At 56.7% G+C, this 23,571-nt stretch carries 23 protein-coding genes and 3 pseudogenes; 22 read left to right on the top strand and 4 right to left on the bottom strand.

Annotated features, from left to right (window positions below):
• The 9 genes and pseudogenes from BN874_RS09895 to BN874_RS09855 all read left to right on the top strand — a co-directional run.
• Positions 1-1,272: alternate F1F0 ATPase, F1 subunit alpha (locus tag BN874_RS09895; protein ID WP_034432663.1), on the top strand; the 1,272-nt coding region annotated here is incomplete at its 5' end.
• Positions 1,269-2,423 carry a baeRF3 domain-containing protein gene (locus BN874_RS09890; RefSeq protein WP_051497679.1) on the top strand — a complete coding sequence of 385 codons (1,155 nt, stop codon included), beginning with the start codon at positions 1,269-1,271 and terminating at the stop codon, positions 2,421-2,423. The genes BN874_RS09895 and BN874_RS09890, both read left to right, overlap by 4 nt.
• Positions 2,424-2,456: 33 nt before the next feature.
• Positions 2,457-2,828 carry an HPF/RaiA family ribosome-associated protein gene (locus BN874_RS09885; RefSeq protein ID WP_034432654.1) on the top strand — a complete coding sequence of 124 codons (372 nt, stop codon included), beginning with the start codon at positions 2,457-2,459 and terminating at the stop codon, positions 2,826-2,828.
• Positions 2,825-3,709 (top strand): F0F1 ATP synthase subunit gamma, encoded by an 885-nt coding sequence (locus BN874_RS09880; RefSeq protein ID WP_034432652.1) that lies wholly within the window; start codon positions 2,825-2,827, stop codon positions 3,707-3,709. The genes BN874_RS09885 and BN874_RS09880 overlap by 4 nt, the downstream gene beginning before the upstream one ends.
• A gap of 17 nt (positions 3,710-3,726) precedes the next feature.
• Positions 3,727-4,614 carry an ADP-polyphosphate phosphotransferase gene (locus tag BN874_RS09875; protein ID WP_034432650.1) on the top strand — a complete coding sequence of 296 codons (888 nt, stop codon included), beginning with the start codon at positions 3,727-3,729 and terminating at the stop codon, positions 4,612-4,614.
• A gap of 116 nt (positions 4,615-4,730) precedes the next feature.
• Positions 4,731-4,925, top strand: coding sequence for a hypothetical protein (locus BN874_RS09870; protein WP_034432647.1), 195 nt, complete (start codon positions 4,731-4,733; stop codon positions 4,923-4,925).
• Positions 4,926-5,077: 152 nt separating this feature from the next.
• Positions 5,078-5,368, top strand: a pseudogene (locus BN874_RS09865) (F0F1 ATP synthase subunit gamma); the annotation flags it as partial.
• A 20-nt stretch (positions 5,369-5,388) separates the two neighbouring features.
• Positions 5,389-6,900, top strand: coding sequence for a mechanosensitive ion channel family protein (locus BN874_RS09860; RefSeq protein WP_320411464.1), 1,512 nt, complete (start codon positions 5,389-5,391; stop codon positions 6,898-6,900).
• A complete protein-coding gene (locus tag BN874_RS09855) occupies positions 6,897-8,264 on the top strand; it encodes a DUF2254 domain-containing protein (RefSeq protein ID WP_034432645.1) in 1,368 nt (455 codons plus the stop codon). Before BN874_RS09860 ends, BN874_RS09855 begins: the two co-directional genes overlap by 4 nt.
• A 269-nt stretch (positions 8,265-8,533) precedes the next feature.
• On the opposite strand, the gene BN874_RS22510 is transcribed toward BN874_RS09855, so the two are convergent.
• From BN874_RS22510 to BN874_RS24450, 3 genes and pseudogenes are all read right to left on the bottom strand, one after another.
• A complete protein-coding gene (locus tag BN874_RS22510; protein ID WP_154724849.1) occupies positions 8,534-8,800 on the bottom strand; it encodes a hypothetical protein in 267 nt (88 codons plus the stop codon).
• A 378-nt stretch (positions 8,801-9,178) separates the two neighbouring features.
• Positions 9,179-9,868, bottom strand: a pseudogene (locus tag BN874_RS22505) (transposase); the annotation flags it as partial.
• A 165-nt stretch (positions 9,869-10,033) separates the two neighbouring features.
• Positions 10,034-10,390: pseudogene (locus tag BN874_RS24450) on the bottom strand (IS701 family transposase); the annotation flags it as partial.
• A 117-nt stretch (positions 10,391-10,507) separates the two neighbouring features.
• Between BN874_RS24450 and nhaA the strand changes: the two are divergent.
• The gene (nhaA, locus tag BN874_RS09840; RefSeq protein WP_034432643.1) at positions 10,508-11,848 is read left to right on the top strand and encodes a Na+/H+ antiporter NhaA; all 1,341 of its coding nucleotides are present in this window, start codon (positions 10,508-10,510) and stop codon (positions 11,846-11,848) included.
• Between the two features lie 125 nt (positions 11,849-11,973).
• Here nhaA and BN874_RS09835 read toward each other — a convergent pair whose 3' ends face one another.
• The gene (locus BN874_RS09835) at positions 11,974-13,143 is read right to left on the bottom strand and encodes a class I SAM-dependent methyltransferase (RefSeq protein WP_051497674.1); all 1,170 of its coding nucleotides are present in this window, start codon (positions 13,141-13,143) and stop codon (positions 11,974-11,976) included.
• A gap of 286 nt (positions 13,144-13,429) precedes the next feature.
• Between BN874_RS09835 and BN874_RS09830 the strand changes: the two genes are divergently transcribed.
• The 12 genes from BN874_RS09830 to BN874_RS09775 all read left to right on the top strand — a co-directional run.
• Complete coding sequence (locus tag BN874_RS09830) at positions 13,430-13,606, top strand: CsbD family protein (protein ID WP_034432641.1); 177 nt, start codon at positions 13,430-13,432, stop codon at positions 13,604-13,606.
• 208 nt (positions 13,607-13,814) lie between these two features.
• Positions 13,815-13,973: a DUF3309 family protein gene (locus BN874_RS23495; protein WP_034432639.1), complete on the top strand. Its 159-nt coding sequence runs from the start codon at positions 13,815-13,817 to the stop codon at positions 13,971-13,973.
• A gap of 61 nt (positions 13,974-14,034) precedes the next feature.
• A complete protein-coding gene (locus tag BN874_RS09820) occupies positions 14,035-14,460 on the top strand; it encodes a BON domain-containing protein (RefSeq protein ID WP_034432637.1) in 426 nt (141 codons plus the stop codon).
• A gap of 418 nt (positions 14,461-14,878) precedes the next feature.
• Complete coding sequence (locus BN874_RS09815) at positions 14,879-15,196, top strand: DUF1840 domain-containing protein (protein WP_034432636.1); 318 nt, start codon at positions 14,879-14,881, stop codon at positions 15,194-15,196.
• A gap of 130 nt (positions 15,197-15,326) precedes the next feature.
• Positions 15,327-17,339, top strand: coding sequence for a copper-translocating P-type ATPase (locus BN874_RS09810; protein WP_081756290.1), 2,013 nt, complete (start codon positions 15,327-15,329; stop codon positions 17,337-17,339).
• Between the two features lie 188 nt (positions 17,340-17,527).
• The gene (locus tag BN874_RS09805) at positions 17,528-17,764 is read left to right on the top strand and encodes a hypothetical protein (RefSeq protein WP_034432634.1); all 237 of its coding nucleotides are present in this window, start codon (positions 17,528-17,530) and stop codon (positions 17,762-17,764) included.
• A 94-nt stretch (positions 17,765-17,858) separates the two neighbouring features.
• The gene (locus BN874_RS09800; protein ID WP_034432631.1) at positions 17,859-18,248 is read left to right on the top strand and encodes a DUF302 domain-containing protein; all 390 of its coding nucleotides are present in this window, start codon (positions 17,859-17,861) and stop codon (positions 18,246-18,248) included.
• Between the two features lie 80 nt (positions 18,249-18,328).
• Positions 18,329-19,108 (top strand): acetoin reductase, encoded by a 780-nt coding sequence (locus BN874_RS09795; RefSeq protein ID WP_034432629.1) that lies wholly within the window; start codon positions 18,329-18,331, stop codon positions 19,106-19,108.
• A 165-nt stretch (positions 19,109-19,273) separates the two neighbouring features.
• Positions 19,274-19,768 (top strand): c-type cytochrome, encoded by a 495-nt coding sequence (locus tag BN874_RS09790; RefSeq protein ID WP_051497673.1) that lies wholly within the window; start codon positions 19,274-19,276, stop codon positions 19,766-19,768.
• Positions 19,769-20,052: 284 nt separating this feature from the next.
• On the top strand, positions 20,053-20,586 hold the full coding sequence (locus BN874_RS09785) for a GNAT family N-acetyltransferase (RefSeq protein WP_034432628.1): 534 nt from the start codon (positions 20,053-20,055) through the stop codon (positions 20,584-20,586).
• Positions 20,587-20,973: 387 nt separating this feature from the next.
• A complete protein-coding gene (locus tag BN874_RS09780; RefSeq protein ID WP_034432627.1) occupies positions 20,974-22,401 on the top strand; it encodes a dihydrolipoyl dehydrogenase in 1,428 nt (475 codons plus the stop codon).
• 344 nt (positions 22,402-22,745) lie between these two features.
• A partial coding sequence (locus BN874_RS09775; protein WP_051497672.1) for a transposase occupies positions 22,746-23,571 on the top strand: 826 nt, incomplete at its 3' end.

The raw sequence follows: 23,571 nt of genomic DNA, 5'->3' as shown, positions 1-23,571 counted from the left end.
CGCGTGATCGACCCGCTCGGTCGGCCCCTGGATGGCCACGGGCCGGTCATCGCCAGCCAGCGCCTGCCGGTCGAACGCCCTGCGGCGGCGATCATGGACCGTGCGCCCGTTACCACGCCGCTTCAGACCGGCCTCAAAGTCATCGATGCGCTCATTCCCATCGGGCGCGGCCAGCGCGAACTGATTCTCGGCGACCGGCAGACCGGCAAAACCGCCATTGCACTCGATACGATTCTCAATCAACGCGACCAGAATGTGCTGTGCGTCTATTGCGCCATTGGCCAGCGCGCGTCCGCCGTGGCCAAGGCCGTGGCCATTTTGCGGGAAAAGGGTGCGATGGAGTACACCGTGGTGGTGGTAACCGAGGGCAACGACCCGCCGGGTCTTGCCTACATCGCACCTTACGCCGCGACCAGCATCGCGGAATCCTTCATGGAAGCGGGTCGCGACGTGCTGATCGTTTACGACGACCTCACCCATCACGCCCGCGCTTATCGCGAACTCTCGCTGCTGCTGCGTCGTCCGCCCGGTCGTGAAGCCTTTCCCGGCGACATCTTCTATATCCACTCGCGGTTGCTGGAACGGGCGACGCACTTGCGCCCGGAACGCGGTGGCGGCTCCCTCACCGCCCTGCCCATCATCGAAACCGAAGCGCAGAACCTGTCCGCCTACATTCCGACCAATTTGATTTCCATCACCGATGGGCAGATCTACCTCTCGCCGTCGCTGTTCGAGTTGGGCGTACTGCCGGCGGTCGATGTCGGTCAATCAGTGTCGCGGGTCGGCGGCAAGGCGCAACGGGCGGCCTACCGGGCGGTGGCCGGCGACCTCAAGCTGGCCTATTCACAGTTTGAAGAACTCGAAACCTTTTCCCGGTTCGGTGCCCGCCTGGATGAAAACACCCGCACGATCATCGAACACGGACGGCGGATTCGCGCCTGCCTCAAACAGCCGGAATCCGCTCCGGTGTCGGTGCCTGCGCAAATCACCGTGCTGCTGGCGTTGACCGCGAACCTCTTTGACGGCGTGCCGCTGGACCAGATGACAGCCGCTGAACAGGCCGTGATCCAGGCGGCGGCGGAAATCCCGGCGGACGTGAGCGAACGATTGAATACCGCCGAAAAATTGGGCGACGCGGATCGCGAAACGATCATCAAAATCGCTCGCCAAGCGCTCGAAGGACGCTCGCCCGAATCAGACACCACCCCTGAACCGGATAAAACCCAGACTAAACCCGCGCCCAAAGGGCACCTCAAGGAGAAGAATTCATGAAAACGATACTCACCCTCGAATCCCTGGCCGAGTTGACGGCGGCTCATCAGCCACCCTGTCTGTCGCTGTACCAGCCGACGCATCGGCATCATCCCGAGAACCAACAGGACCCGATCCGGTTTCGCAATCTCTTGAAGGAGTTGGAAACCTCGCTGCTGAAGCAGCATCCGACCGTCGAGACCCAGCGGCTGCTGGAACCGTTTGAGGCCCTCGCTCATGACCCGGTGTTCTGGAACCAAACGCTGGATGGCTTGGCAGTGCTGGGCGGGTCGGGCCTGTTTCGAGTGTTCTGCGTGCAGCGGCCAGTGACGGAACGGGCTGTTGTCGCGGACAGCTTTCATACCAAACCCCTGCGCCGCTTTTTGCAAACGGTCGGTCGCTATCAGGTGCTTGGGTTAAGCCTGAGCAAGATTCAGCTCTTCGAGGGGGACCGCAACGTACTCGACGAGATTGATCTGGCTCCAGGCGTCCCGCAGACGATTACCGATGCCTTAGGCGATGAGTTGAGCGATCCGCACCAGACCGTCTCTTCCTACGGTGGCGCCGGCGCGGGGAGTACCCCCATGCACCATGGCCACGGCGGGAAGAAGGACGAGATGGACAGTGACACGGAGCGATTCTTTCGCGCCATCGACCGGGCGGTGCTTGAGCGCTATTCGCGGCCGTCCGGCCTGCCGTTACTCCTGGCGGCGTTGCCGGAGCATCACCCTCTGTTCCGTCAGGTCAGCCACAACCCGTTCCTCATGGCGGAAGGACTCATGATCAATCCCGATGTGCTGCCGATGGATGACCTTCGCGACCGCGCCTGGCAGGCAGTCGCGCCACAATATGAGGTGCAACAAACCGCATGGGCCGACGAGTTCCATGCAGCAAAGTCCCATGATCTCGGCAGTGACGACCTCGCGCAGGTCGCGCAGGCAGCGGCCGCCGGGCGGGTGGCGACGGTGCTGATCGACGCCAACCGCCAGATCGCTGGCCGACTCGATGTCGCAACGGGTCAGATCGAAAGCGCTGATTTGAGTGATCCGCAAGTTGATGACCTGCTCGACGATCTTGGCGAGCTGGTCGAGAAGATGGGCGGCCGGGCGGTCGTGATGCCGACGGCGCAGATGCCAAGCCAGACGGGACTCGCCGCCACTTACCGGTATTAACTCCATCACTGATCACCACCCCAGGAGAACACCATGCAAATCCAAATCAATACCGACCGTAATATCGAAGGTCACGAGGCATTGGCCGCTCAGGTCAGTGGCGTTGTAGAGAGCACCCTGAGCCGATTCAGCGATCACATCACGCGAGTGGAAGTTCATCTAAGTGATGAGAATAGCGACAAGAAGGGCGGCAATGACAACATGCGCTGCTTGATGGAAGCCCGCCTTGAAGGTCGCCAACCGGTCGCGGTGACTCATCAGGCCGCAACCTTGGACCAAGCCGTTGACGGCGCTGCCGACAAGTTAGCGCGTTTGATTGAGAGTACCCTCGGGCGGCTGCGTGATCACAAGAGTCGCCGGATTGAGCTGCCTCCGGAGGAGCCGAACCTCACCGATCCGTCATGAGCGATACCGCCGCGAGCCTGCGCCGCAAGATCAGCGGAGCCGGGGATCTGCAATCGGTCGTCCGCACGATGAAGGCCATGGCGGCGTCGAGCATCGGGCAATATGAGAACGCGGTGCGCGCCCTGGATGATTATGATCGGACGGTGCAACTGGGCTTGGTTGCGGGGTTCCGGCAGCGTGAACCTCTGGGCGTCACGCCGCGAGCGGAGCCGAAGGAAACCGGGGCGATTGGCGCGGTCGTGTTCGGTTCCGACCAGGGACTGGTGGGCCAATTCAACGAGGTGATGGCGGAGTTTGTCGTGAATACGCTGGGAAATTTGCCCGGACAAAAGACGGTCTGGGCGGTCGGCGAGCGCATTCAGTCGCGCCTCGCCGACACCGATCTGCGGCTAAAGGCGCCCTTCGTTCTACCCAATGCCATTGGCGCGATCACCTCGCTGGTGGGAGAAATTCTGATTGAGGTGGAAACGCAGCGGGAACAGGGCGCGATCGCGCAGGTTTACCTGTTTCACAACCGCCCCCAGTCCGGGGCGATTTACACCACGGTGAGCCAACGCCTGCTGCCGCTGGACGCAGCGTGGCGGCGCGATTTGGCGACCCTTCGCTGGCCGACGGGAAATTGGCCCGAGGTCATGAATGAGGGGGAGCAGACGCTGCTGGCGTTTGTTCGCGAATATCTGTTTGTCTCGCTGTTCAGGGCGTGTGCGGAATCCCTGGCCAGCGAAAACGCCAGCCGCCTGGCGGCGATGCAACGCGCGGAAAAGAATATCGACGAACTGCTGGAAGATCTGAACCGGACGTTTCACCGCCTGCGTCAGAGCAGTATCGACGAGGAACTGTTCGACGTGATTTCCGGCTTCGAGGCGTTGTCAGGGCCTTAGCGATGGAAAGGATCGAGATGAAAATTAATGTCAACGATTTCAAAGTACTGGAAGGCGAAAAGGTCAACCTCGAAAAGTGGCCGACACACGTGGAGCCGGTTTACAAGTCGAAAAAGAAATACCACAAACTCCTCGAAGAACAGGTGGAGGAGCTGAGTTCGCTGCAACGCCTGCACTACGCATCCAACCGCCATGCGGTGTTGCTGATCTTTCAGGCGATGGACGCCGCTGGAAAGGACGGTGCCATCCGGCATGTGATGTCCGGTGTCAATCCACAAGGCTGTCAGGTTTTCAGTTTCAAAGAGCCGAGTACCGAGGAACTGGAACATGATTTTCTCTGGCGCACGACCCGCCGTCTGCCGGAACGCGGGCGGATCGGCATCTTTAATCGTTCCTACTACGAGGAAGTGCTCATCGTTCGCGTGCATCCGGAGATTCTCCGCAGTCAAGGTCTGCCGGATGGGTTACTGGTGGAGCAGGCCATTTGGCAGGAGCGCTATCGTTCCATACTGGATCTGGAGGCCCATCTCCACCGCAACGGCACCCGGATTATCAAGTTCTTTCTTCACCTTTCAGAGGAAGAGCAGCGAAAGCGCTTTCTCGATCGCATCGACGAGCCCGAAAAAAACTGGAAATTTAGTATGGCCGACATTAAAGAGAGGAAATTCTGGAACCAGTACATGCAAGCCTATGAGGCGTGTCTGAGCGCAACGAGTACAGAAATTGTCCCTTGGTATGTGGTGCCCGCCGACGACAAGAAGAACGCTCGGCTGATTATTTCTCAGATTATTCTCGATACTTTTAAGGCGCTTGAAATGAGCTATCCCGAAACCGACGAAAAGCGCCAGCAGGAATTGCTGTCGATCCGCGATCAACTGATGACGGAAGGCCAAGGTAGCCACTGAACTCGGCAAATTGGGTCGGCACTGGCCCCTTGATGGAAGCTGCGCTACGAATCGCCTAAGCATCATTAATGTTTTCCAGGCGATTCATTTCACCTGAATATCCAAGAGAGAATGAAGTGGCAAAAATCGAACAGATGGAATTGGATGGACATCGCCGTGAAATCATCACTGACGTGAAAAATTTGGTCGAAAAATATCGTGCAATATTCGATTGGGATGTGCCTGAGATCGATCAAACCGTTGCGGATAAACTTATCCTGGTGGAAATGCGCAAGGCCCTGGATGCTATCGAAAAAGAATTGCTGGGCTAAACGTAACCGAACCTTGGGGTCTCGCAGGAATGCAGAGCATGAGCAAAAGACCCAGGCGTAATCACTCGGTCGAAGTAAAAATGTCCGGGGCTTGTGCGCTACCGCACGGATGCGAGCCGGGAGCGGTCGTAGACTCCAATCCATAGTGTGGCGTCATGAATGATGGGGAGCAGACGTTGCTGGCGTTCGTCCGCGAATACCTGTTTGTCTCGCTGTTCAGAGCGTGCGCGGAATCCCTCGCCAGCGAAAACACCAGTCGTTTGGCGGCGATGCGACGCGCTGAAAAGAATATCGACGAACTGCTGGAGGACCTGAACCGGACCTTTCACCGCCTGCGTCAGAGCAGTATCGACGAGGAACTGTTCGACGTTGTCTCCGGCTTCGAGGCATTATCGGGCCAGGCTCGTCGAGTCATCACCGACAAAAAAGCTGCCACCGACTGACTCTAATGGAGAGTACTCCCGTGCAACGATCGATCAACCGCTGGCATCAACGGCTTCTGCGGGCGGTGTTGCTCGGTTCGCTGTGCAGTGTACTGACCGTGCCGGTCATCGCTCAGGAACCCGTCGGCCCCGTCAGCGAACCCCAGAAAGGACTCACGCCCGGCAAAGAAGAACTCTCACTGGCGCCCGCGAAGGTGGACGTCAAGCCCGTCGCGCGCGATGAAGAAATCCGCAAGCGTCTTCAGAGTGTCTTGGATGCCACCGGCTGGTTCACCGATCCACACGTCCGGGTCGAGGAAGGGGTGGTTTTTCTCAACGGTCAGACGGAAACCGATGAGCTGAAGAAATGGGCCGGCGATCTGGCGCGCAACACTCAGGACGTCGTCGCCGTGGCCAACCGGACGGAAGTGTTCAAGCCGTCAGCATGGGACTACCGTCCGGCATGGAGCGGACTGTTGGAATTATGGCGCGACCTGATCCGCTCGCTGCCCTTTTTCGTCTTTGGCCTGTTCGTCCTGGCGCTGTCGGTGGGGGCCGGGATGCTGGCCACACGCGGCGTGCTGGCGTTCCTTGGCCGTCGGATTCGCGCGAAACTGTTGCGCAACGTGCTCGCTCGCGGGGCGGGCGTACTCATGTTCCTGTTTGGCTTCTATGTCGTGCTCAGGGTCTCTGGCCTGACCCAATTAGCGCTGACCGTGGTCGGCGGCACCGGACTGATCGGTCTGGTCGTGGGCATCGCCTTCCGGGATATCACCGAGAATTTCCTGTCCAGCATTTTCCTCAGTATGCAGCAGCCGTTTGAGACGGGCGACCTGGTCGAAGTGGCCAGCGTGACCGGCTACGTGCAGCAGTTGAACGTGCGGACGACCATCTTGATGACCCTCGACGGCAATCTCATCCAGATCCCGAACGCCAGCGTTTACAAGAGCACCATCCGCAACTTCACGACCAACCCCAATCGGCGTGAAGTCTTTGAGGTCGGCATCGGCTACGATGATTCGATTAACGACGCCCAGGAGATTGCCCGGAAAGTCCTGGCGGAGCACCCCGCCGTATTGAACGACCCCGAGCCTGCGGTGCTGGTGGACAGTCTGGGGAGGTCGACCGTTAACCTGCGCGTCTACTTCTGGCTCAATGGCCACGAAAACAGTTGGTTGAAGGTACGGTCTTCGGTGATTCGGCTCGTGAAACTCGCTTTTCAGAAACAGGGCATCTCCATGCCCGACGAGGCCCGTGAGGTGGTCTTTCCGCAGGGTATCCCCGTCACCCTGCTCGACGCGACACCGGCCGATGCGCTCGGTGCGATGCCGGAAAAACGACGCTCGACGGAATCGCCGCCCGCAGATCTCGATGCGGTGTCCACGAAAGCGGAGGCCGGCCTCTATAGTGAGGCCGTCGTCATCGAAGAACAGGCCCGGCAGGTACAACCTTTGAAGGATGGGGAGAATCTCTTGCCGGGTACGCCCAACTCGGCGGTCTCAGAAAAACCGACGCAAGAACCCACAGCATCACGAAAAGGTGACCGGGAATGATCACGAAACTCCGCCATTGGTGGCAAGAGATGCAGTCGAGCTTCTGGTTCCTCCCGGCCGTGATGGTTCTGGATGCCGTGGTGCTCGCCACCCTTCTGATCATCCTGGACGCGAGCGTCGATCTACAGGTGGTCGAGCGGTGGCCGTTGCTCTTCGGCGCCGGTGCGGCCGGCGCCCGCGGCCTGCTCACGGCTGTCGCCAGCTCGATGGTCACAGTGGCCGGGGTGGTGTTCTCCATTACCATCGTGGCGCTCTCGCTGACCTCCAGCCAGTACACGTCGCGCGTCCTGCGCAATTTTATGCGCGACCGAGTCAACCAGGTGGTGCTCGGTATCTTCGTTGGCATCTTCGCCTACTGCCTGGTGGTGCTGCGGACGATTCGTGGGGGCGACGAAGGGGCGTTCATCCCACCGCTGGCGGTGCTGACCGGCCTGATCCTGGCGTTCGTCGGGATTGCCGTGCTGATCTACTTCATTCACCACATTTCGAAGTCCATCCAGGCCTCGTTCATTATTGCCACGGCCGCACAGGAGACCCTCGCGGCCGTGGATCAGTTGTTTTCCCAGGAACTGGGTGAAAGTGCCGAAGAAGATACAGATGGATACCTCGTGAAATCTTTCGCGGAGCAGGCGTGGTCTGCCGTCCCGGCCCGCAAGACCGGCTACATCGAGAGTATCGACTCGGACGCGCTCCTGAATTTAGCGCGGAAGTACCAGACCATCGTGCGTATGGAACACGGCATCGGCGAGTTCATCGTCGAGGGGACATCGCTGATTTCGGTGGCCAAGCGGGGCGGCGTGGACGACGCAACGACGGACGAACTGAACGGGGTCTATGTCATCGGTCGTCAGCGTGTGGTGGAACAGGATGCGGCCTTCGGCATTCGGCAGATCGTGGACATCGCCATGAAAGCGCTGTCGCCCGGCGTCAACGACACCACGACCGCGGTGATCTGCGTGGATTATCTGACCGCGATCCTGGCCCGGTTGGCAACGCGCCGGATTACGGCCTCCCACTGGATGGACGACCAGAGAGAGCTGCGGGTGATGGCTCGTGGCCCGAGCTTCGAAAGCTTGTTGAACGAAGCCTTCGACCAGATCCGGCAGAATGCCGAAAGCAATGTCGCTATCCTGTTGCGGATGCTCGGCTCGCTGCAAACCATTGCCGTTCTGACCTCCAGCCTCAACCGGCGGTGGTTGCTCCAACAAAAAGTGGAAGAGATCGCCGAAGCGGCCGAACGCACCATCGTGTCCCCGCACGACCGGGTCCGGTTTGAGCGCCGGCTGGCGCGGGTACGCGAAGCCCTCGAAACCGGGCCGGTTTTATCGATGCATGAAAAACCCCTGTACATGACAAAAAAATAAATGTAAATGCTCATTAACTGCGGGCGCAGCCAAATTCAGGATGCGGCGGCTTGGCGAATGAAGTCCGCAAGACGAGGGATCACGTTCAAGCCAGACCCCTGATCCTTGAGGTACTCCCAAAAGGAAAGTCCGTGTTTACGGCAGGTTTTCTTGAGACTGAGGAAGGTATCCCGACATCGTCGCCCCTCCTCGCTGCGCATCTCCGCGCTGATCTTGCGTTTTTTAACCCTATCCCGAATGTCGTTCTCGCTGCGGTTGTTGTGGAGGGGTCATTCGGGACGTTCCAACACCCGCAGCAGTTCCAGTGGGTTGCGGTGCAGACCGCGCAGGACGTGATTGAGCGGTTCGCAGGTGGTTTCCGTGGTGCAGAGTGCCACGAAATCGGCGGTGATCTGCGTTTTCGTGGCCTCGGTGGGCTGTTGTCGATAGACTTTGAGATCGCGATACAGGTACCTGATCGGCTGTCGAACCCCGGTGATCGCACGCCGGTCGGTCTCGTTCAACGGCAGTAGATTGCTGTAAAGGTCGCTCGGCATGGACCCCACACAGGCCATGCACAAACAGGTCAAACGGTCCAGCATCATCGCTGACTAAACCGATGTCCAGGTTAAAACCTTAGGTGGTCAAACCGCCGATCAAGACCCTCTCGGTCGCCAAAGCGACCGAGAGGGGGCTATCGACGAGCTTTCGCCGTCAGCACTTTCGCTTGGAAGGCTCCTAACAACCACATATAGTAGGTAATTTGACATTACTTACTCTATATGTAGTGTTAAAGCGAAAGTCCTGGCCGTAAATAGGCGATCCACGCCTCGGCATCGGTCAACACCACCGGGTGGGCGGCCAGCCAGTCTGCCCAACCCTTCATGCCTCCAGCGGACGTTCCAGTACCACCCGAAAGGCGTCCGCGCCGCCGCTCAGAAAGGCTTGGGCCGAGCCCCAGAGATAGAGCCGGAAACGCCGGTAGAGTGTCTCGCCGTTTGGATGAATGCAGCAATGATCTCATTAAACAACTCACGCTTTAAGCGATAACAATTACGAATCACGTCGTTGGCCCGCAATCGTTGCAATTGCACAGAGCCACCGATCACTGCAAACACAGGATTGCGAATTGCGGTGGGTTGGCGGACCTGACAATGCTCAATGTGGCAAAGTGGTTTGAGCGTCCGATGGTACTGCTCGATTTGCCAGTGTTGGTCATGGAGTTTGAGAAACACGGCATGATCAAAAGTCGCCCATGCCTCGTCATTCGGCGGATACAAGGCATAATGGCGTGGCTGGTTTTTTAACCACGTCCGAAAGACCTTGATCGTGCCCAATCCTCGTAAATAGACGAGCAAGCCGTCGTCGGGGATCGTGAGTTGCTGAACCTGGGACCATTGCCTTTTTTCGATAAAAACCAGACGGTTACTTTCCAGTGCAAAGAGAAATCCCTGACGATGGTTTTTAATCATCTTGAGATTATCTTGGCTACTGTACCCACTATCTCCAGTCACAAAGGCCGGTTCCAGACCCCACGCCAACACTTCAACCCGCATCTCTTGAAAATAATCGTTTTTCGTCTTGTTTTCGGCTTTATCGTAAATTCGGTAGTTAACCGGTTGATGCAGCCCTTTCAAGGTGCTCAGTTGATGGTTGACGTAACCGTCTGATTCTCTGTTACCCAACTCGGCCTAACATCGGGTTTGGCTAAGAAGAGGGTTCGAGGTTAAATTCAACTTATTGATTTTCAATGTTGTATTTTTACACCTTGAAAGGGCTGCCGGTTGATATTGGCCTTGCGGATCAGTGTAATACAACGTAATCAGATTGATTCCTTTGACCACCCCATGATGTTTTCCCGACCAAAAATGGCCTACGAAGGCGGTGAGATGGTGATAAGGTTTATCTAATACGCTGTCGTCGACACTGACCGTACCCCCCTTCAAATGCAGATCCGGGCGGATTTCATTGAATAAATCGTGGGGGGTATCGTCTTCACGGAGTAAGAACCGATTGACACTGTCATGACTGATATTCATCACTTCCCCCAGGTGACAGCAGGTTGGTGAGTGCGGTGTGCTTAGTATAAAAGATGCATACGTCGCCAAAAAACAACGTGCTGTGGGTGGGCGACTGATTGCTCTCATCAACGGAAACATCCCTGGCTAAGGTTCAGCTTGCTGAGCACATTATATAATGCTTGTCAATGCGTAAGTTCTAATATATTATCTCACAGCTTATAAAATACAATTAGGCCTACTAAAATGACTGATTATACAAATAATATATTGCAGCGTGGTCTGAATAATATTCAACCTCCTTTTTTAAAATTTATACGTTCGCAGACAACATCCAGTCTATTTCTTCTGGTCGCTACTATTATGGCCCTGTGGTGGGCAAATTCAGATTATTCTTCTACCTATCAGAATCTAATACATATACCGATTGGTATTTTTCTGGGCGATATCGAGCTGCAAGCTTCGCTTAAACACATTATTAATGATGGTTTGATGGTCATATTCTTTTTCCTCATCGGACTTGAAATCAAACGTGAAGTACTCGCTGGGAATCTCGCTATATCAGAAAACCGACGCATGTTGATTCTATGTGCTGTCGGTGGAATGATTTGTCCAGCTGTAATCTATTCCATGTTCAACTGGTCATTGGATTCACAGATTGGATGGGGCATCCCGATGGCAACAGATACAGCATTTGCTTTAGGTGTGCTCAGCCTGGTTAGAAAACACATTCCCACTAGTTTGTTAGCTTTTATCGTTGGTCTTGCTATTGTCGACGATATCGGCGCCATACTGGTCATTGCATTTTTCTATACACAGGATATATCTTTAATATTTCTATTAATCTCATTTACTCTGATCACATTTTTGGCAGTTTCTAATTATGCAGGTGTCCGCCAGCCCATTTTCTATATTATCGTAGGAGTTGCCGCTTGGTGGACGATGCTTAAATCCGGCGTTCATCCTACTTTTGCTGGCGTCGCGATTGCTTTGACGATACCCGCACGACCAACGTTAGCACCTGGTAAATTACTAGATAAAGCGAAAACTAAAATTAACTCAATGCAAAATAATAAATATCAAGTCGATGTTCTCGGTAGTCGTCAGGATCATGAACAAGTGCTAGAGATACGTGATTATGCGGAACGCGCCAGCACACCGCTGCGTCGCTGGGAAGATGCGCTGGACTTACCCGTCGCATTATTTGTCTTGCCACTTTTTGCTCTGGCTAATGCCGGCGTAGCATTTAGCTTAAGCTCATTTATCGAAAGTCTTCAACATCCGACTGGATTGGGAATTGTTACTGGACTTGTAGTTGGTAAATTAACGGGCATTTCAGGCGCATGCTGGCTTGGGCTGCGATACAAAATTGGGTGTTTACCAGATGGCATTAATCTTCACCACGTAATAGGTGTTTCACTGATAGCCGGTATTGGCTTTACCATGTCCACGTTCATAGCCACGCTAGGGTTTGATACGCAACCAGTGCATCTCCATAGCGCTAAAATATCGATTTTGTTCGCCTCAGTTATTTCTGCAATTCTTGGTGTATTATATATCCGGTTTGTTTCTACAAAAAAAACATAACAAAACACTCAATTCGACGCCAAAGCGACCGCCCAGGGCTATCGACGAACTTTCGCCGTCAATAGGTGATCCACGCCTCGGCATCGGTCAACACCACCGGGTGGGCGGCCAGTCTGCCCAACCCTTCATGCCTCCAGCGGACGTTCCAGCACCACCCGAAAAGCGTCCGCGCCGCCGCTCAGAAAGGCCTGGGCCGAGCCCCAGAGATAGAGCCGGAAGCGCCGGTAGAGCGTCTCGCCCCAGCGGGCGATGATGTCCTCGCGGGCGGCCTCCAGGTTCTCGGCCCAAGCCTTGCAAGTGAGGAAGTAATTGTGGCGATCGTTGTCGACCGTTAGCACCTCCAGCGGACTCTGCGCCACCGCGCGCAGGAAGTCGTGCAGGCAGAGAAAGGCATGGTCCGCCGGGAAGATATAGCGGGCGACGAAGCCGGGCTTGTCATACTTGTCCCGCGAGGCGCTGGCGTCGAGATAGACGCGCCCACCCGGTTTCAGCAACCGCTGGACCTGCCGCAGCACCGCCGGATAATCGGGCAGATGCTCCATCACGCCCAGAATGACGATGGCGTCATAGGTCTCGGGCGAGCGGTAGGCCAGAAAGTCCTGGTTCACCACCCGACAGGGCAGTTGACGCCGTTCGATCAAGTCGGTCAGGAAGGCCTCCGACTCGCGGGAGATCGTCAGTGAGGTGACCTGAATCCCGCGCGCGCCGGCCTGTTCCGTGAAGCTCCCCCAACCACCCCCGACATCCAGCACGCGATCCCCCGGCTGGAGTCGACAGGCATCGATTGCGAAATCCAGCTTGCGGCGCTGCGCCGTCTCCAGGTCTTCATCATCCCGCTCGAACACGGCCTGCGAATAACAGCGGGTCGGATCCAGGAACCGGAGATAGAAGTCGCTGGCAAAGTCGTAGTGCGCGGCGATGGCGTGCCGGTCGGTCTTGATCCTCCCGACGAACCAGGGGGCGACCCGTTGCCACAGGTCGTGCAGTGGATGACGGTCGTGCAGGCCGGGGCGCAGACTGGCGAAGCCCAGCATGTCCCCCTGGACATCCAGACTCCCGTTCATATAGGCCTCGCAGATGCGCAGCTCATCGAGCCGGCGCAGCGCGCTCAAGCCTTTGCGATCCTTCACCAGGATCTTGACCACCGGCTCGCCAGTGCCAAAGCGATAGGTACGGCCGCCCCACAGCCGAATTTCCAATGGGATTTTGATCCGGTCGCCGAAGACGTGCTTCTGAATCAGGCGAGAAAGTCGGTCAGGGGCCGAAGCCCCGGAAACGGTTGCGCATTGGCTCATCAAGGGTACTCCGAAAGACAGGATCAAGAGTCACTTGGTCACCCCGCGGCCAAGCGTCACGCGCCTGGTCTCAGCCACCAAGTGAGCGTCGTTGAATCTCACTCCATCGAGAGCTTGACCGAAGCGGCCGGGGCCGTCGGTTCGGTAGCGCACAAAAAGAAAAGGCGTCGCCTATGTGCGTTACCGAACTGACCGTTATCCATCGTGCGCATATGTTTCCCCTCAAGCGCTGGGAAATCACATTCCGCGCTGGGGTAATGACTCCATTCATTGACAGGACAGACACATGAACAAACAACAGGTCAAAGGCCGCTACGAAGAAGCCAAAGGCAAAATGAAAGAAGTCGTCGGCCATATCACCGGCAATGACGATCTGGAAGCAGAAGGAAAGCTCCAAAAGGACGCCGGCAAGGTCCAGGCAGGTGTTGGCGATGTCGAGGCGGAGATCAAGCAAGACAGCTAAGACGCGCTTTTCCGAGAAGTACACAGGCCCTGGACAGGCGGTCTCGCTGCTGGAAATCGACCTGTCTAGCGCTTGTCGAGAGTGCTCATGCAACGTCTCCTGGCATTCATCCGCCATTGATTCAGGTCGGCGACCATTCCAATCACGACCTTGTCCCAGCCTGGAATGGCCGTTCGTTTAACACGTTTTCGCGAATAGGAGTATGACCATGTCAATCGGTTTAATTTTACTCGTCATTCTGATTCTGATCCTGGTGGGGGTCATTCCAACTTGGCCGCATAGCCGCAGTTGGGGTTATGCACCCAGCGGTGTGATCGGGACCATCCTGATCATCGTCCTGGTTCTGTTCTTGCTGGGCAGAATCTAGGAACGACGACGCATTGCCGTGCATCGCAACGGCTCCTGACGAACCCATTGAGGAATCACCCATGCAAAAGAAGAATGCCTACACGCCGATGATCCTGTCAGGAATCCTGGTTGTAGCCGCCTGCCTATCGGCCAGTCTCGGACTCGCTGGCTGTCAAAAGGAGGGAGGTGCTGAGGAGGCTGGTCGCAAGATAGATCAGACCGCTAAGCGCATGGGCAATCAGCTCGAGGCGACCAAGGAGTCCATGGACAAAAAAGCGGATCGAGCCGGAAATTATATGGAAGACGCGGCGATCACCACCAAGATCAAGGCTGAAATCCTGGCGGAGTCGGCGCTGAAGGTCTTCCAGATTGACGTGACCACCACCGACGGCGTGGTGACGCTGAGCGGGACCGTCGATTCACAGCTCAGTCTCGAGCGGGCGTCTGAGGTGGCACGCAATAACCAGGGTGTGGCATCGGTGAAGAACAACCTGGTTGTCAAATAGGGGTTGGACATTTCCAGGCCGCACTCCAAGGGTACCGACGCATGATCAGAACCGGGCAGGGACGCCCGCAGGCTCAGACGACGACCGACTCAGGCACAGGACGCGAACTCACCGAGGTGCAGCCCGGTGGAGGTTCACACGATCATGCAGACCGAACAATCCCCACGCGACCCGCAACGCCTGGAGCTGCGTCAACAGATTCATCCCCTGCCGGCCGATACCCACAGGGTCAAGCGCGCGGCCATGGTGCAGAGGCGCAGGGGCGCGATCTGGACCGGATGCCCGACCGACTCGATCTCACCGTCTTCCTGTTCCCGTAGGGTGTGATCGAGGATAAACATGATCAAAACAGAGATTGAATCATCAAACTTATTACCGGCAAAGAAAAGACGACAGAAGTTGTCTTGAGGAGGTTTTAATGATCGTTACCTTTCGAACCAAAGCACACGCCGATATCATGATATTTGGCGATATCGCTATCACCTTGCTCAAGCTGATGGGACACAGCGGAACTGTGCCGAGCGCCCTCCTGGCCGACGAGGTGCCTGCCGCACTGGAGCGCTTGCGAACCGCCGTCGCGGCCCATAAGGCAATGGTCCCGAAGGCGGCAGAAGATGTTGAAGACAACGACGACGCGGACGAAAGCTCGGTCGATTTAGCGCAGCGGGCTTTCCCGTTGATCGAATTATTGGCAGCCGCTGCAACAGCAAAATGCGATGTGATGTGGGATCAGTAACGCGCTGGATAATGACGTCACACCTTTTTAGACCCTACCCTATATTGCCAATGGAGAAACCTGTCTAAAAATGACGGGTGTGCTTATGGCCGTGCATCCTTTATTTAAGACCGCACAAAGGAGCATCTAAATGGAACCGAATTCAGATAAACATGAGATGGCGGATGAGCACAATGCCCATCACGACCATCAGGAACATCATGCCCACATGGCGGCGGATTTCCGAAAACGGTTCTGGATCGCGCTGGTTCTTACTGTACCGATTCTGGTCCTCTCTCCATTACTTCAAAAGCTGGTGGGTTTACGCGATGCCTTCAGTTTTCCCGGCGACCTCTATGTTCTTTTCGGGCTCTCTTCTGCGGTCTTCTGGTATGGCGGCTGGCCGTTTCTAAAAGGACTGTACACCGAGCTTGAATCCCGCCAGCCCGGAATGATGACGCTGGTTGCTGTGGCCATTACCACTGCTTATGTTTACAGCAGTGCCGTGGTGTTCGGCTTGACTGGGAAGGTATTCTTTTGGGAGTTGGCCACCCTGGTCGATGTGATGTTGCTCGGTCATTGGATCGAGATGAAGTCGGTGATGGGCGCATCAAAGGCTCTGGAGGAATTGGCGAAACTCATGCCCTCCAACGCCCATAAGCTCATGCCCGATGGCAGTGTGAAGGACGTGCCGCTGCGCGAACTGGCGGTGAACGATACCGTCCTGATCAAACCGGGCGAGAAGATTCCCGCCGATGGCGTTATCAAAAAGGGCGAAAGCGCGGTCAATGAAGCCATGCTCACCGGCGAATCGACGCCGGTGACCAAAAAGACCGGCGGCAAGGTCATCGGCGGCGCCATCAATGGCGAAGGTTCGCTGACTATCGAGGTCAAAGGCACCGGCAAGGATTCGTTTCTTTCGCAGGTCATCGACCTGGTCAAACAGGCTCAGGAAAGCAAATCGAAGACCCAGGATCTGGCCAATACGGCGGCGATGTGGCTTACCTTCATTGCCCTGAGTGGCGGCGCGATTACCTTCTTTATCTGGTTGGGCGTCATGGGCAGGGATCTCTCCTTTGCCATCGAGCGCGCCGTGACCGTCATGGTCATCACCTGCCCGCATGCCCTGGGTCTGGCCGTGCCGCTGGTGATCGCTGTCTCCACGGCGCTGGCCGCAAGCAATGGGCTGCTGATCCGCAATCGTCCCGCTTTTGAACGTGCCAGGAACATTCAGGCCATCATATTCGATAAGACCGGCACCCTCACGGAAGGCCGCTTTGGCGTGACCGATACCCTGCTGTTAGCGCAGGACATCGACGAAGACATGCTGCATCGCTACGCGGCTTCGGTAGAAGCCCATTCCGAGCATCCTATCGCCAAGGCCATTGCCGACGCTGTCGAAAATAAATTACCCGTTGAAGATTTCAAAGGCATTGCCGGTAAAGGCGCTGAAGGTCGGGTCGAGGGCAAAGAGATCAAGGTGGTGAGTCCAGGCTTCCTGCGCGAACAGAATATCGCCATGGACGACAAGCGCGTGGAAGAACTGAAAGCACAAGGCAAAACGGTCGTCTTTGTGCTGATTGACGGACAGTTGAAAGGAGCGATTGCCCTGGCGGATATCATCCGGCCCGAATCGAAGCAGACCATCACCGCACTCAAGGCAATGGGCATCCAGTGCATGATGCTCACAGGGGACAACCAACAGGTCGCCCAATGGGTATCGGACCAGGTCGGTTTGGACGAATACTTCGCCGAGGTCCTGCCGCAAGACAAAGCCGCCAAAGTCAAAGAAGTTCAGTCCCGAGGTGTATTGGTGGCCATGACCGGCGATGGCGTGAACGATGCCCCCGCGCTGGCGCAGGCGAATCTGGGTATCGCCATCGGCGCTGGTTCGGATGTGGCGGTCGAAACCGCTGACATCATCCTGGTGCGAAGCAATCCATCGGATGTCGTCGCTCTTCTCAAGCTTTCCAAGGCCACCTATAACAAGATGATTCAAAATCTGGTATGGGCTACCGGCTATAACGCCTTTGCCATCCCGCTGGCCGCCGGTGCGCTCTACTCGCAGGGCGTGATTCTTTCTCCCGCATTGGGTGCAGCACTAATGGCCGCAAGTACGGTGATTGTGGCTATCAACGCGCGACTGCTGAGACTGAAGAAATGACCAGGCTCTTGATTAAGAGTGAACCCGACATGATGGGCGATGGACGGACTATGGGCGGTAGCGTACTGACGCTGAAAAGATAGGCCCGTATAAAGGACATTCTAGCAAATAGCCATTCTGACTCCACCGGTGAGCATTGTAGCCAGTAACGGAACCACGCATCTATTCAACCCTGAACGGAGTTTGCCATGAAACGCATGAACCTTCGCAAGAACTTGAACGCCGCCGTTTTGATAGCCGGAACGATCATGGCAGCAAGCGCACTGGCCGACACGTGGGAAGGTGGCTCCGGCATGGGTTCCGGCATGATGGGCGGCTATGGCACAGGCTGGATGGGCGGATATGGCGGGATATGGGTGCCGATCCTGCTTGTCGCCGTCGTCGCCGGCCTCGTGGGATGGATTGTCGCGCAAAAGAGTAAGTGAACCGACAGTTGAAGCTGCCGGGAAAAAAGCAGGATGAGAAATTGCCGATGTACGAACTGTATTAATCGTTTCACCACCCAACAGGAGTCAATTCATGTACGGATTCAGCACTCAGCTAATGCTACCGTTCGATACCGCCATCACGAAAGTCACCGAGGCTCTAAAAAATGAAGGCTTCGGGGTGCTCACTGATATCGATGTCAAGGCGACGCTGAAAGCCAAGCTCGATATCGAACGCCGACCGTACCGCATACTCGGCGCATGCAACCCGCCGCTCGCCCACCGCGCGATCGAGGCCGACCCCGACATCGGGTTGCTTCTGCCGTGCAACGTGGTCGTGCGCGAAGAAGTCGATGGAAGCATAACGGTCGCGTTCATGGATCCTGTGGCTGTATTGCAGTTGGTCGACAAACCGGAAGTGCATGCCCTTGGTAAGGAAGTGCTGGTACTGCTGCAGAAAGTCTGTGCGAGCCTCGAGGCGTGAAGAATATGCAGGATTGGGAAAGTCTTGGGCTGACTACACTTAAGCCATTGAGCAATCAGCTACTATAAGGAGAACGAAAGATGAATACGAAAGCTAAAGTGGCGTTGATCACGGGTGCCGGTCAGGGAATTGGCCGGGCCATTGCCTTAAGGCTGGCGAAGGATGGTGCGGACATTGCTATTGTCGATCTCAAGAAAGACAAAATGGATGCCGTCGCCCAAGAGGTGCAAGCCTTAGGCCGCAAGGCCACGGTTTTCGTTGCAAATGTAACGAGTCGCGACCAAGTCTATGCCGCAGTTGACCATGCCGAAAAGGAACTGGGCGGCTTCGACATCATGGTCAACAATGCCGGGATCGCTCAGGTCCAGCCGTTGGCCGAAGTCACGCCGCAGGAAGTGGAAACTATTTTCAAAGTAAACATCGAGGGCGTGCTCTGGGGAATCCAGGCTGCGGCCAGGAAATTCAAGGCTCGCGGACACAAGGGCAAAATCATTAATGCATCGTCGGTTGCCGGTCACAACGGTTTTGCCATGCTCGGAGTATATTCCGCCACCAAGTTCGCAATCCGCGGCCTCACTCAGGCGGCAGCGCTCGAATATGCCAGCGACGGCATCACGGTCAATGCCTACTGCCCGGGTATTGTCGGAACGGATATGTGGGTTGAGATTGACGAACGCTTTGCGAAACTGACCGGTGCGCCGAAAGGGGCGACCTACCAGAAGTATGTGGAGGGAATTGCACTGGGCCGGGCTGAGACACCGGACGATGTGGCCGCTTTCGTCTCGTATCTGGCGGGTCCGGATTCAGACTATATGACCGGACAGGCACCCATCATCGATGGTGGGATCGTTTACCGCTGATGCGCCCCGGTGTTGGCTCGACGGTGCCGCGCTCACCGGATGGCGGAATCCGAGAAGGAAGAAGTTCCAGGAGAAGCAACCGAATTGCCCAGCAAGAAAAATGCAGCGTTCGGCTAAAGCCGCCGCTGATTTTCGGCGTTAGGCCGCAGAAAAGGAGCACGAACCATGAACCGGGAAATCAAAACTATCGCTAATGGCTTGTTGGCCGTCACCGTTACTCTGCTACTCGTACCCGCAGCCTTTGCAGCAGGCCCGCAGTCGGTGGAATCGAGTGGAACCGCCTGGGGGACAGGGGCCTTTCGCTCGAACGGTGAACGCCTCTATTTCACCGCCACGAGTGAGCGCGGCAAGGCAATCACCTACACGAGCGGTCCAGCATCGGGTGGTTGGATGATGATGGAAGGGCGATTAGCATGTGTCTCATGCCACGGCCCGAATGGACAAGGCGGCAAACACAGCATGGGCATGATGCAGGTGATGGACGCCAAGGACATTCGCTGGTCAGCCTTGCAAGACGAATTCGATGCTGAAAAATTTCGTCTGGCGGTTGTGAAAGGGCAAGACCCCGATGGTACGCAGTTGAAGCAAGATATGCCGCGCTGGAATATCAGCAACGATGACTTGGACGATTTGATTTCTTTCCTCAAAACTCTGCCTTAGCATTTTGGGTATTTCTGACTAAAACCGCGACGGGTCAATTTTGCTGATTTTCATGCTGTATTCTCATGCATTTTTCTGTAATTCATAACGAGATGAGTTCATACGCATTTTTAAGGGAAAGTATGACCTTCGCATCCGAGAACGACATGTGCGAGGCCAGCACTGATGTTACCTGCTTTCTCATCGATGCATCTCGAAAACCATCAAATTGGGTTTCGTGTCTTCCCCTCCAAACCATGGTGGCTCTGGATCGCTGCTCGCCTTTTATCAAGAGGTCCGAACTAATGGATGTATGCCACTACGCCGCCGAGGAAACCCTGCACAACGGATTATCCGTGATGATCCGAGCCATTCGCCCGAATGACAAGAGCAAGATTATCGCCGCCTTTGAGCAGTTGGAGCCTCAATCCATTTATACCCGATTCTTCCAGTACAAACGAGAACTGAGCGAGGCGGAACTCCAACGTGCCACTGAAGTGGATTTTGAAAACGAGGTGGCGTTGGTCGCGACGGTCGACAAGGGAGAGCGGGAAACGATCATCGGATCCGGTCGCTATGTCGCCTATACCCCCCCAGAGGCTATTCGCAGTGCGGAGATCGCCTTTATTGTTGAAGAGGATTACCAGGGTCAGGGCATTGCGAGTCGACTGCTGCGGCATCTTACCCACATTGCCCGCGAAAAGGGGGTAAAGCGCTTTACCGCAGAGGTATTGCCTGACAATCCAGCGATGCTGGCCATGTTCTCTGGTTGCGGGTTGCCCATGGAAACGAAACGGCGAATCGATATTGTAAAGGTGATCCTGAGGCTGGATGAATGAACCATGAGTCGTCATGCGCCCCGACTTAATCCATTCCATTGCCCGCCTTATGACGTTGTTGCGGTTCAGGTGAAACTGACATTGGAGCATCGCCGATTAGTGAGGGTAAGGTATCAGTGAATAGAAATAATCTGTTATCCCAGCATCCTGGCTCATTGTTGAGCAACAACGCTGCGCTTTTGCCCAACCTACGACCTACAGTCAATAGCGTAAAACCTATGCAGAATTGGTATTAGCTTGAAAGTTCAAGCTCTGTCCTAATCAACACCTCAGTGGCTAGTTCGGTGATATTCGAGGCCGTCTATATTCCCGGCGGCCCCCACAACCGGCACTGGAGCCGGGAAATGAAGGCGCAAGCACCCGCGTAAATTCAGGAGAGAGTTCAAGATGAAAACAACTTCCGAGAGATTTGATGTGGCGATCATCGGCGCGGGCACCGCAGGACTGGCGGCGCTGCGCGAGGTGCAGCGCGCAACCAAGAACTGGGTTCTGATCAACGACGGGCCGTTCGGCACCACCTGCGCGCGGGTCGGCTGCATGCCGTCCAAGGCGCTGATCGCGGTCGCCAAGACCTTTCATCAGCGGAATTTCCTGGCGGCCGCCGGGATTGCCGGGACGGAATCGCTGAAAGCGGATCTGTCCGCCGTGCTGTGCCATGTACGCAAGCTGCGCGACACCTATGTCAGCGGCGTGCTGAAGATCACCGATGAACTGGGTGAGCGGGTGATCGCGGGCCGGGCGCGGTTCGTCCAGCCCGATACCCTGGAAGTCGGCGACCAGCAGTTGCGCGCCCGGCACATTATCATCGCCACCGGTTCGCGCCCGATCGTTCCCAAACCTTGGCGGACGTTGGGCGAGCGGGTATTGACCAGCGATACCTTGTTCGAGCAGGAGACCCTGCCGGGCCGCATCGCCGTGGTTGGACTAGGCGCGCTTGGGGTGGAGATGGCCCAGGCGCTCGCCCGACTGGGGATCGTCGTGACGGGCTTCGATGCGGCCGAACACGTTGCCGGCCTGAGCGACCCGGCGGTGAGCGCGTGCGCCATCGACATTCTGTCCGGGGAATTTCCGCTGCACCTCGGCCAGTCGGTCGAGTTGGCCCCTGAGGAAGAGGGCGCAATCTGCGTCAGCGCCGGCTCGACGCATGTGGTGGTGGACGCCGTGATCGCTTCGCTGGGGCGTCGCCTCAACCTGGACGGGTTGGGATTGGAGGAGATCGGGGTCGCGCTCGACGAACACGGCTTGCCGCCGTTTGATCCGGGCACGCTGCGCATCGCGGGCGTCGATATCTCGATCGCGGGCGACGTCAATGGGATCCGGCCGCTGCTACACGAGGCTGCTGACGAGGGTTACATCGCCGGTCACAACGCGCTACGCGCTACGCCCGAGTGCTTTTCCCGGCGCGTTCCCCTGGGCATCGTGTTTTGCGATCCCAACATCGCCACAGTGGGGTGCCGCTTCGAAGATTTGGATCAGGATCAAGTGGTTGTTGGCGAAGTCGACCTGAAAGGCCAAGGCCGGCTCCGGATGGAGGGTGCCGACTGGGGTCTGATCCGGCTTTACGCCGACGCCCGGCGGGGCAACCTGCTTGGCGTCGAGTTGTGCTGCCCACACGGCGAACATCTGGCTCATTTACTGGCTCTGGCGATCCAGCAGGGACTCACAGTGCGGGAGTTGCTGCGCATGCCGTTCTATCACCCGGTGGTGGAAGAAAGTTTGCGCAGCGCGCTACGTGATGCCTCCGGCAAGCTGTCCGACGACCCAACGCCCGACTTGGCCCGTTGCGGCCGTCTGGGCGCTGAAGCGCTCGAATGAGATAGCGCATGAAAAAAACCTGAGTACAGGACATAATTTGTAACGCCATGATTAAAAACAGTTAAGCTAGGTGCTTTTTGCAGGCACTCCAATGAAGATAACCGCCAACGACCCTGTTCACGAACTTAAAGCGGTGCTGGCCGAGCATCTGCCTTGGCAGGGTGCCCGAATCGGCTTTCTGGCGCAGTTCCCTGCGGGCCCTGTTCAAGGTGCGCAGCGTCAATTGGGCCGAACTCGCCACCGGTTTTGGTGGCGCACAGCCCAAGTGAATTCTCACTACCAGCGTCTGCAACGCTTCTTCCGCTCGTTCGAGATCAACCCGGACTTCTTGGGCGCGGCTGCTCGTGCCCCTCGTTCCGGTCGGCGATGGCCCGTGGCGGCTGACGCTGGATCGCACCCACTGGAAATTCGGCGCGGTGGACATCCACTTCCTGGTGTTGGGCATCGCCTATCGCGGTATCGCCCTGCCGGTGTTCGGGAGCGTTCTGAACAAGGCGGGCCGTTCCAACAGCACCGAGCGGATCGCTCTGATGGAGCGCTTCCTCGCGGTCTTCGGCGTGGAGCGGATCGCCGTCCTGCGGGCCGACCGCGAATTGGTGGGTGAAGCGGGGTTTCGTGGGCTGCAAGCGCAACGGATTCCCTTTCACCCGCGCATCCAATGCGACACCCTTATCCCCAATCCTTGGAACCGGATGACTCGGGTCGATGCCTTGTTGGCCTCACTCAAACCCAGCCAAGCTGGCCTGCTGCCGGGGCGGCGTCCGGTCTGGGGATGCGTCATTCACCGGTCCGCGCTGCGCTTGGATGACGGCGAACTCCTCATTATCGCGACCTCGGGTGCGCCCCAGCACGAGGCCATCGATGCCTACGCCGACCGCTGGCAGGTGGAAACCCTGTTCGGCTGTCTCAAAACACGAGGCTTCAACTTCGAGGATACCCACCTCAAAGACGCCGCTCGCTTGTCCAAGAGGATGGGCCTGCGGGCTCTGGCCTTGGCTTGGACCCACCGCACCGGCGAACCGCTTCATGACCGGGACCGGCCGATTCCCTTAAAAAAAACCCTTCAGCGACCGCTCAAGTCCCTTTTCCGCCACGGCCTCGATTTCCTTCGTAACGTCATCCTCAACCTCGCCGACAAATTCCAGGATTTCCTCTGGGCTTTGAGATTTT

The organism is Candidatus Contendobacter odensis Run_B_J11, assembly GCF_000531125.1.
Taxonomy (GTDB): Bacteria; Pseudomonadota; Gammaproteobacteria; order Competibacterales; family Competibacteraceae; genus Contendibacter; species Contendibacter odensensis.
This window is presented reverse-complemented; position numbering and strand designations above follow the sequence as displayed.

What these genes read in the sequence shown, in the direction of transcription:
- BN874_RS09790 (WP_051497673.1), top strand. Translation starts at nt 19,274, where the DNA reads ATGAACCGGGAAATCAAAACTATCGCTAATGGCTTGTTGGCCGTCACC.
- BN874_RS09835 (WP_051497674.1), bottom strand. Translation starts at nt 13,143, where the DNA reads ATGAGCCAATGCGCAACCGTTTCCGGGGCTTCGGCCCCTGACCGACTT.
- BN874_RS09855 (WP_034432645.1), top strand. Translation starts at nt 6,897, where the DNA reads ATGATCACGAAACTCCGCCATTGGTGGCAAGAGATGCAGTCGAGCTTC.
- BN874_RS09780 (WP_034432627.1), top strand. Translation starts at nt 20,974, where the DNA reads ATGAAAACAACTTCCGAGAGATTTGATGTGGCGATCATCGGCGCGGGC.
- BN874_RS09885 (WP_034432654.1), top strand. Translation starts at nt 2,457, where the DNA reads ATGCAAATCCAAATCAATACCGACCGTAATATCGAAGGTCACGAGGCA.
- BN874_RS09795 (WP_034432629.1), top strand. Translation starts at nt 18,329, where the DNA reads ATGAATACGAAAGCTAAAGTGGCGTTGATCACGGGTGCCGGTCAGGGA.
- BN874_RS22510 (WP_154724849.1), bottom strand. Translation starts at nt 8,800, where the DNA reads ATGCCGAGCGACCTTTACAGCAATCTACTGCCGTTGAACGAGACCGAC.
- nhaA (WP_034432643.1), top strand. Translation starts at nt 10,508, where the DNA reads ATGACTGATTATACAAATAATATATTGCAGCGTGGTCTGAATAATATT.
- BN874_RS23495 (WP_034432639.1), top strand. Translation starts at nt 13,815, where the DNA reads ATGTCAATCGGTTTAATTTTACTCGTCATTCTGATTCTGATCCTGGTG.
- BN874_RS09815 (WP_034432636.1), top strand. Translation starts at nt 14,879, where the DNA reads ATGATCGTTACCTTTCGAACCAAAGCACACGCCGATATCATGATATTT.
- BN874_RS09810 (WP_081756290.1), top strand. Translation starts at nt 15,327, where the DNA reads ATGGAACCGAATTCAGATAAACATGAGATGGCGGATGAGCACAATGCC.
- BN874_RS09785 (WP_034432628.1), top strand. Translation starts at nt 20,053, where the DNA reads ATGGATGTATGCCACTACGCCGCCGAGGAAACCCTGCACAACGGATTA.
- BN874_RS09880 (WP_034432652.1), top strand. Translation starts at nt 2,825, where the DNA reads ATGAGCGATACCGCCGCGAGCCTGCGCCGCAAGATCAGCGGAGCCGGG.
- BN874_RS09890 (WP_051497679.1), top strand. Translation starts at nt 1,269, where the DNA reads ATGAAAACGATACTCACCCTCGAATCCCTGGCCGAGTTGACGGCGGCT.
- BN874_RS09875 (WP_034432650.1), top strand. Translation starts at nt 3,727, where the DNA reads ATGAAAATTAATGTCAACGATTTCAAAGTACTGGAAGGCGAAAAGGTC.
- BN874_RS09800 (WP_034432631.1), top strand. Translation starts at nt 17,859, where the DNA reads ATGTACGGATTCAGCACTCAGCTAATGCTACCGTTCGATACCGCCATC.
- BN874_RS09805 (WP_034432634.1), top strand. Translation starts at nt 17,528, where the DNA reads ATGAAACGCATGAACCTTCGCAAGAACTTGAACGCCGCCGTTTTGATA.
- BN874_RS09830 (WP_034432641.1), top strand. Translation starts at nt 13,430, where the DNA reads ATGAACAAACAACAGGTCAAAGGCCGCTACGAAGAAGCCAAAGGCAAA.
- BN874_RS09820 (WP_034432637.1), top strand. Translation starts at nt 14,035, where the DNA reads ATGCAAAAGAAGAATGCCTACACGCCGATGATCCTGTCAGGAATCCTG.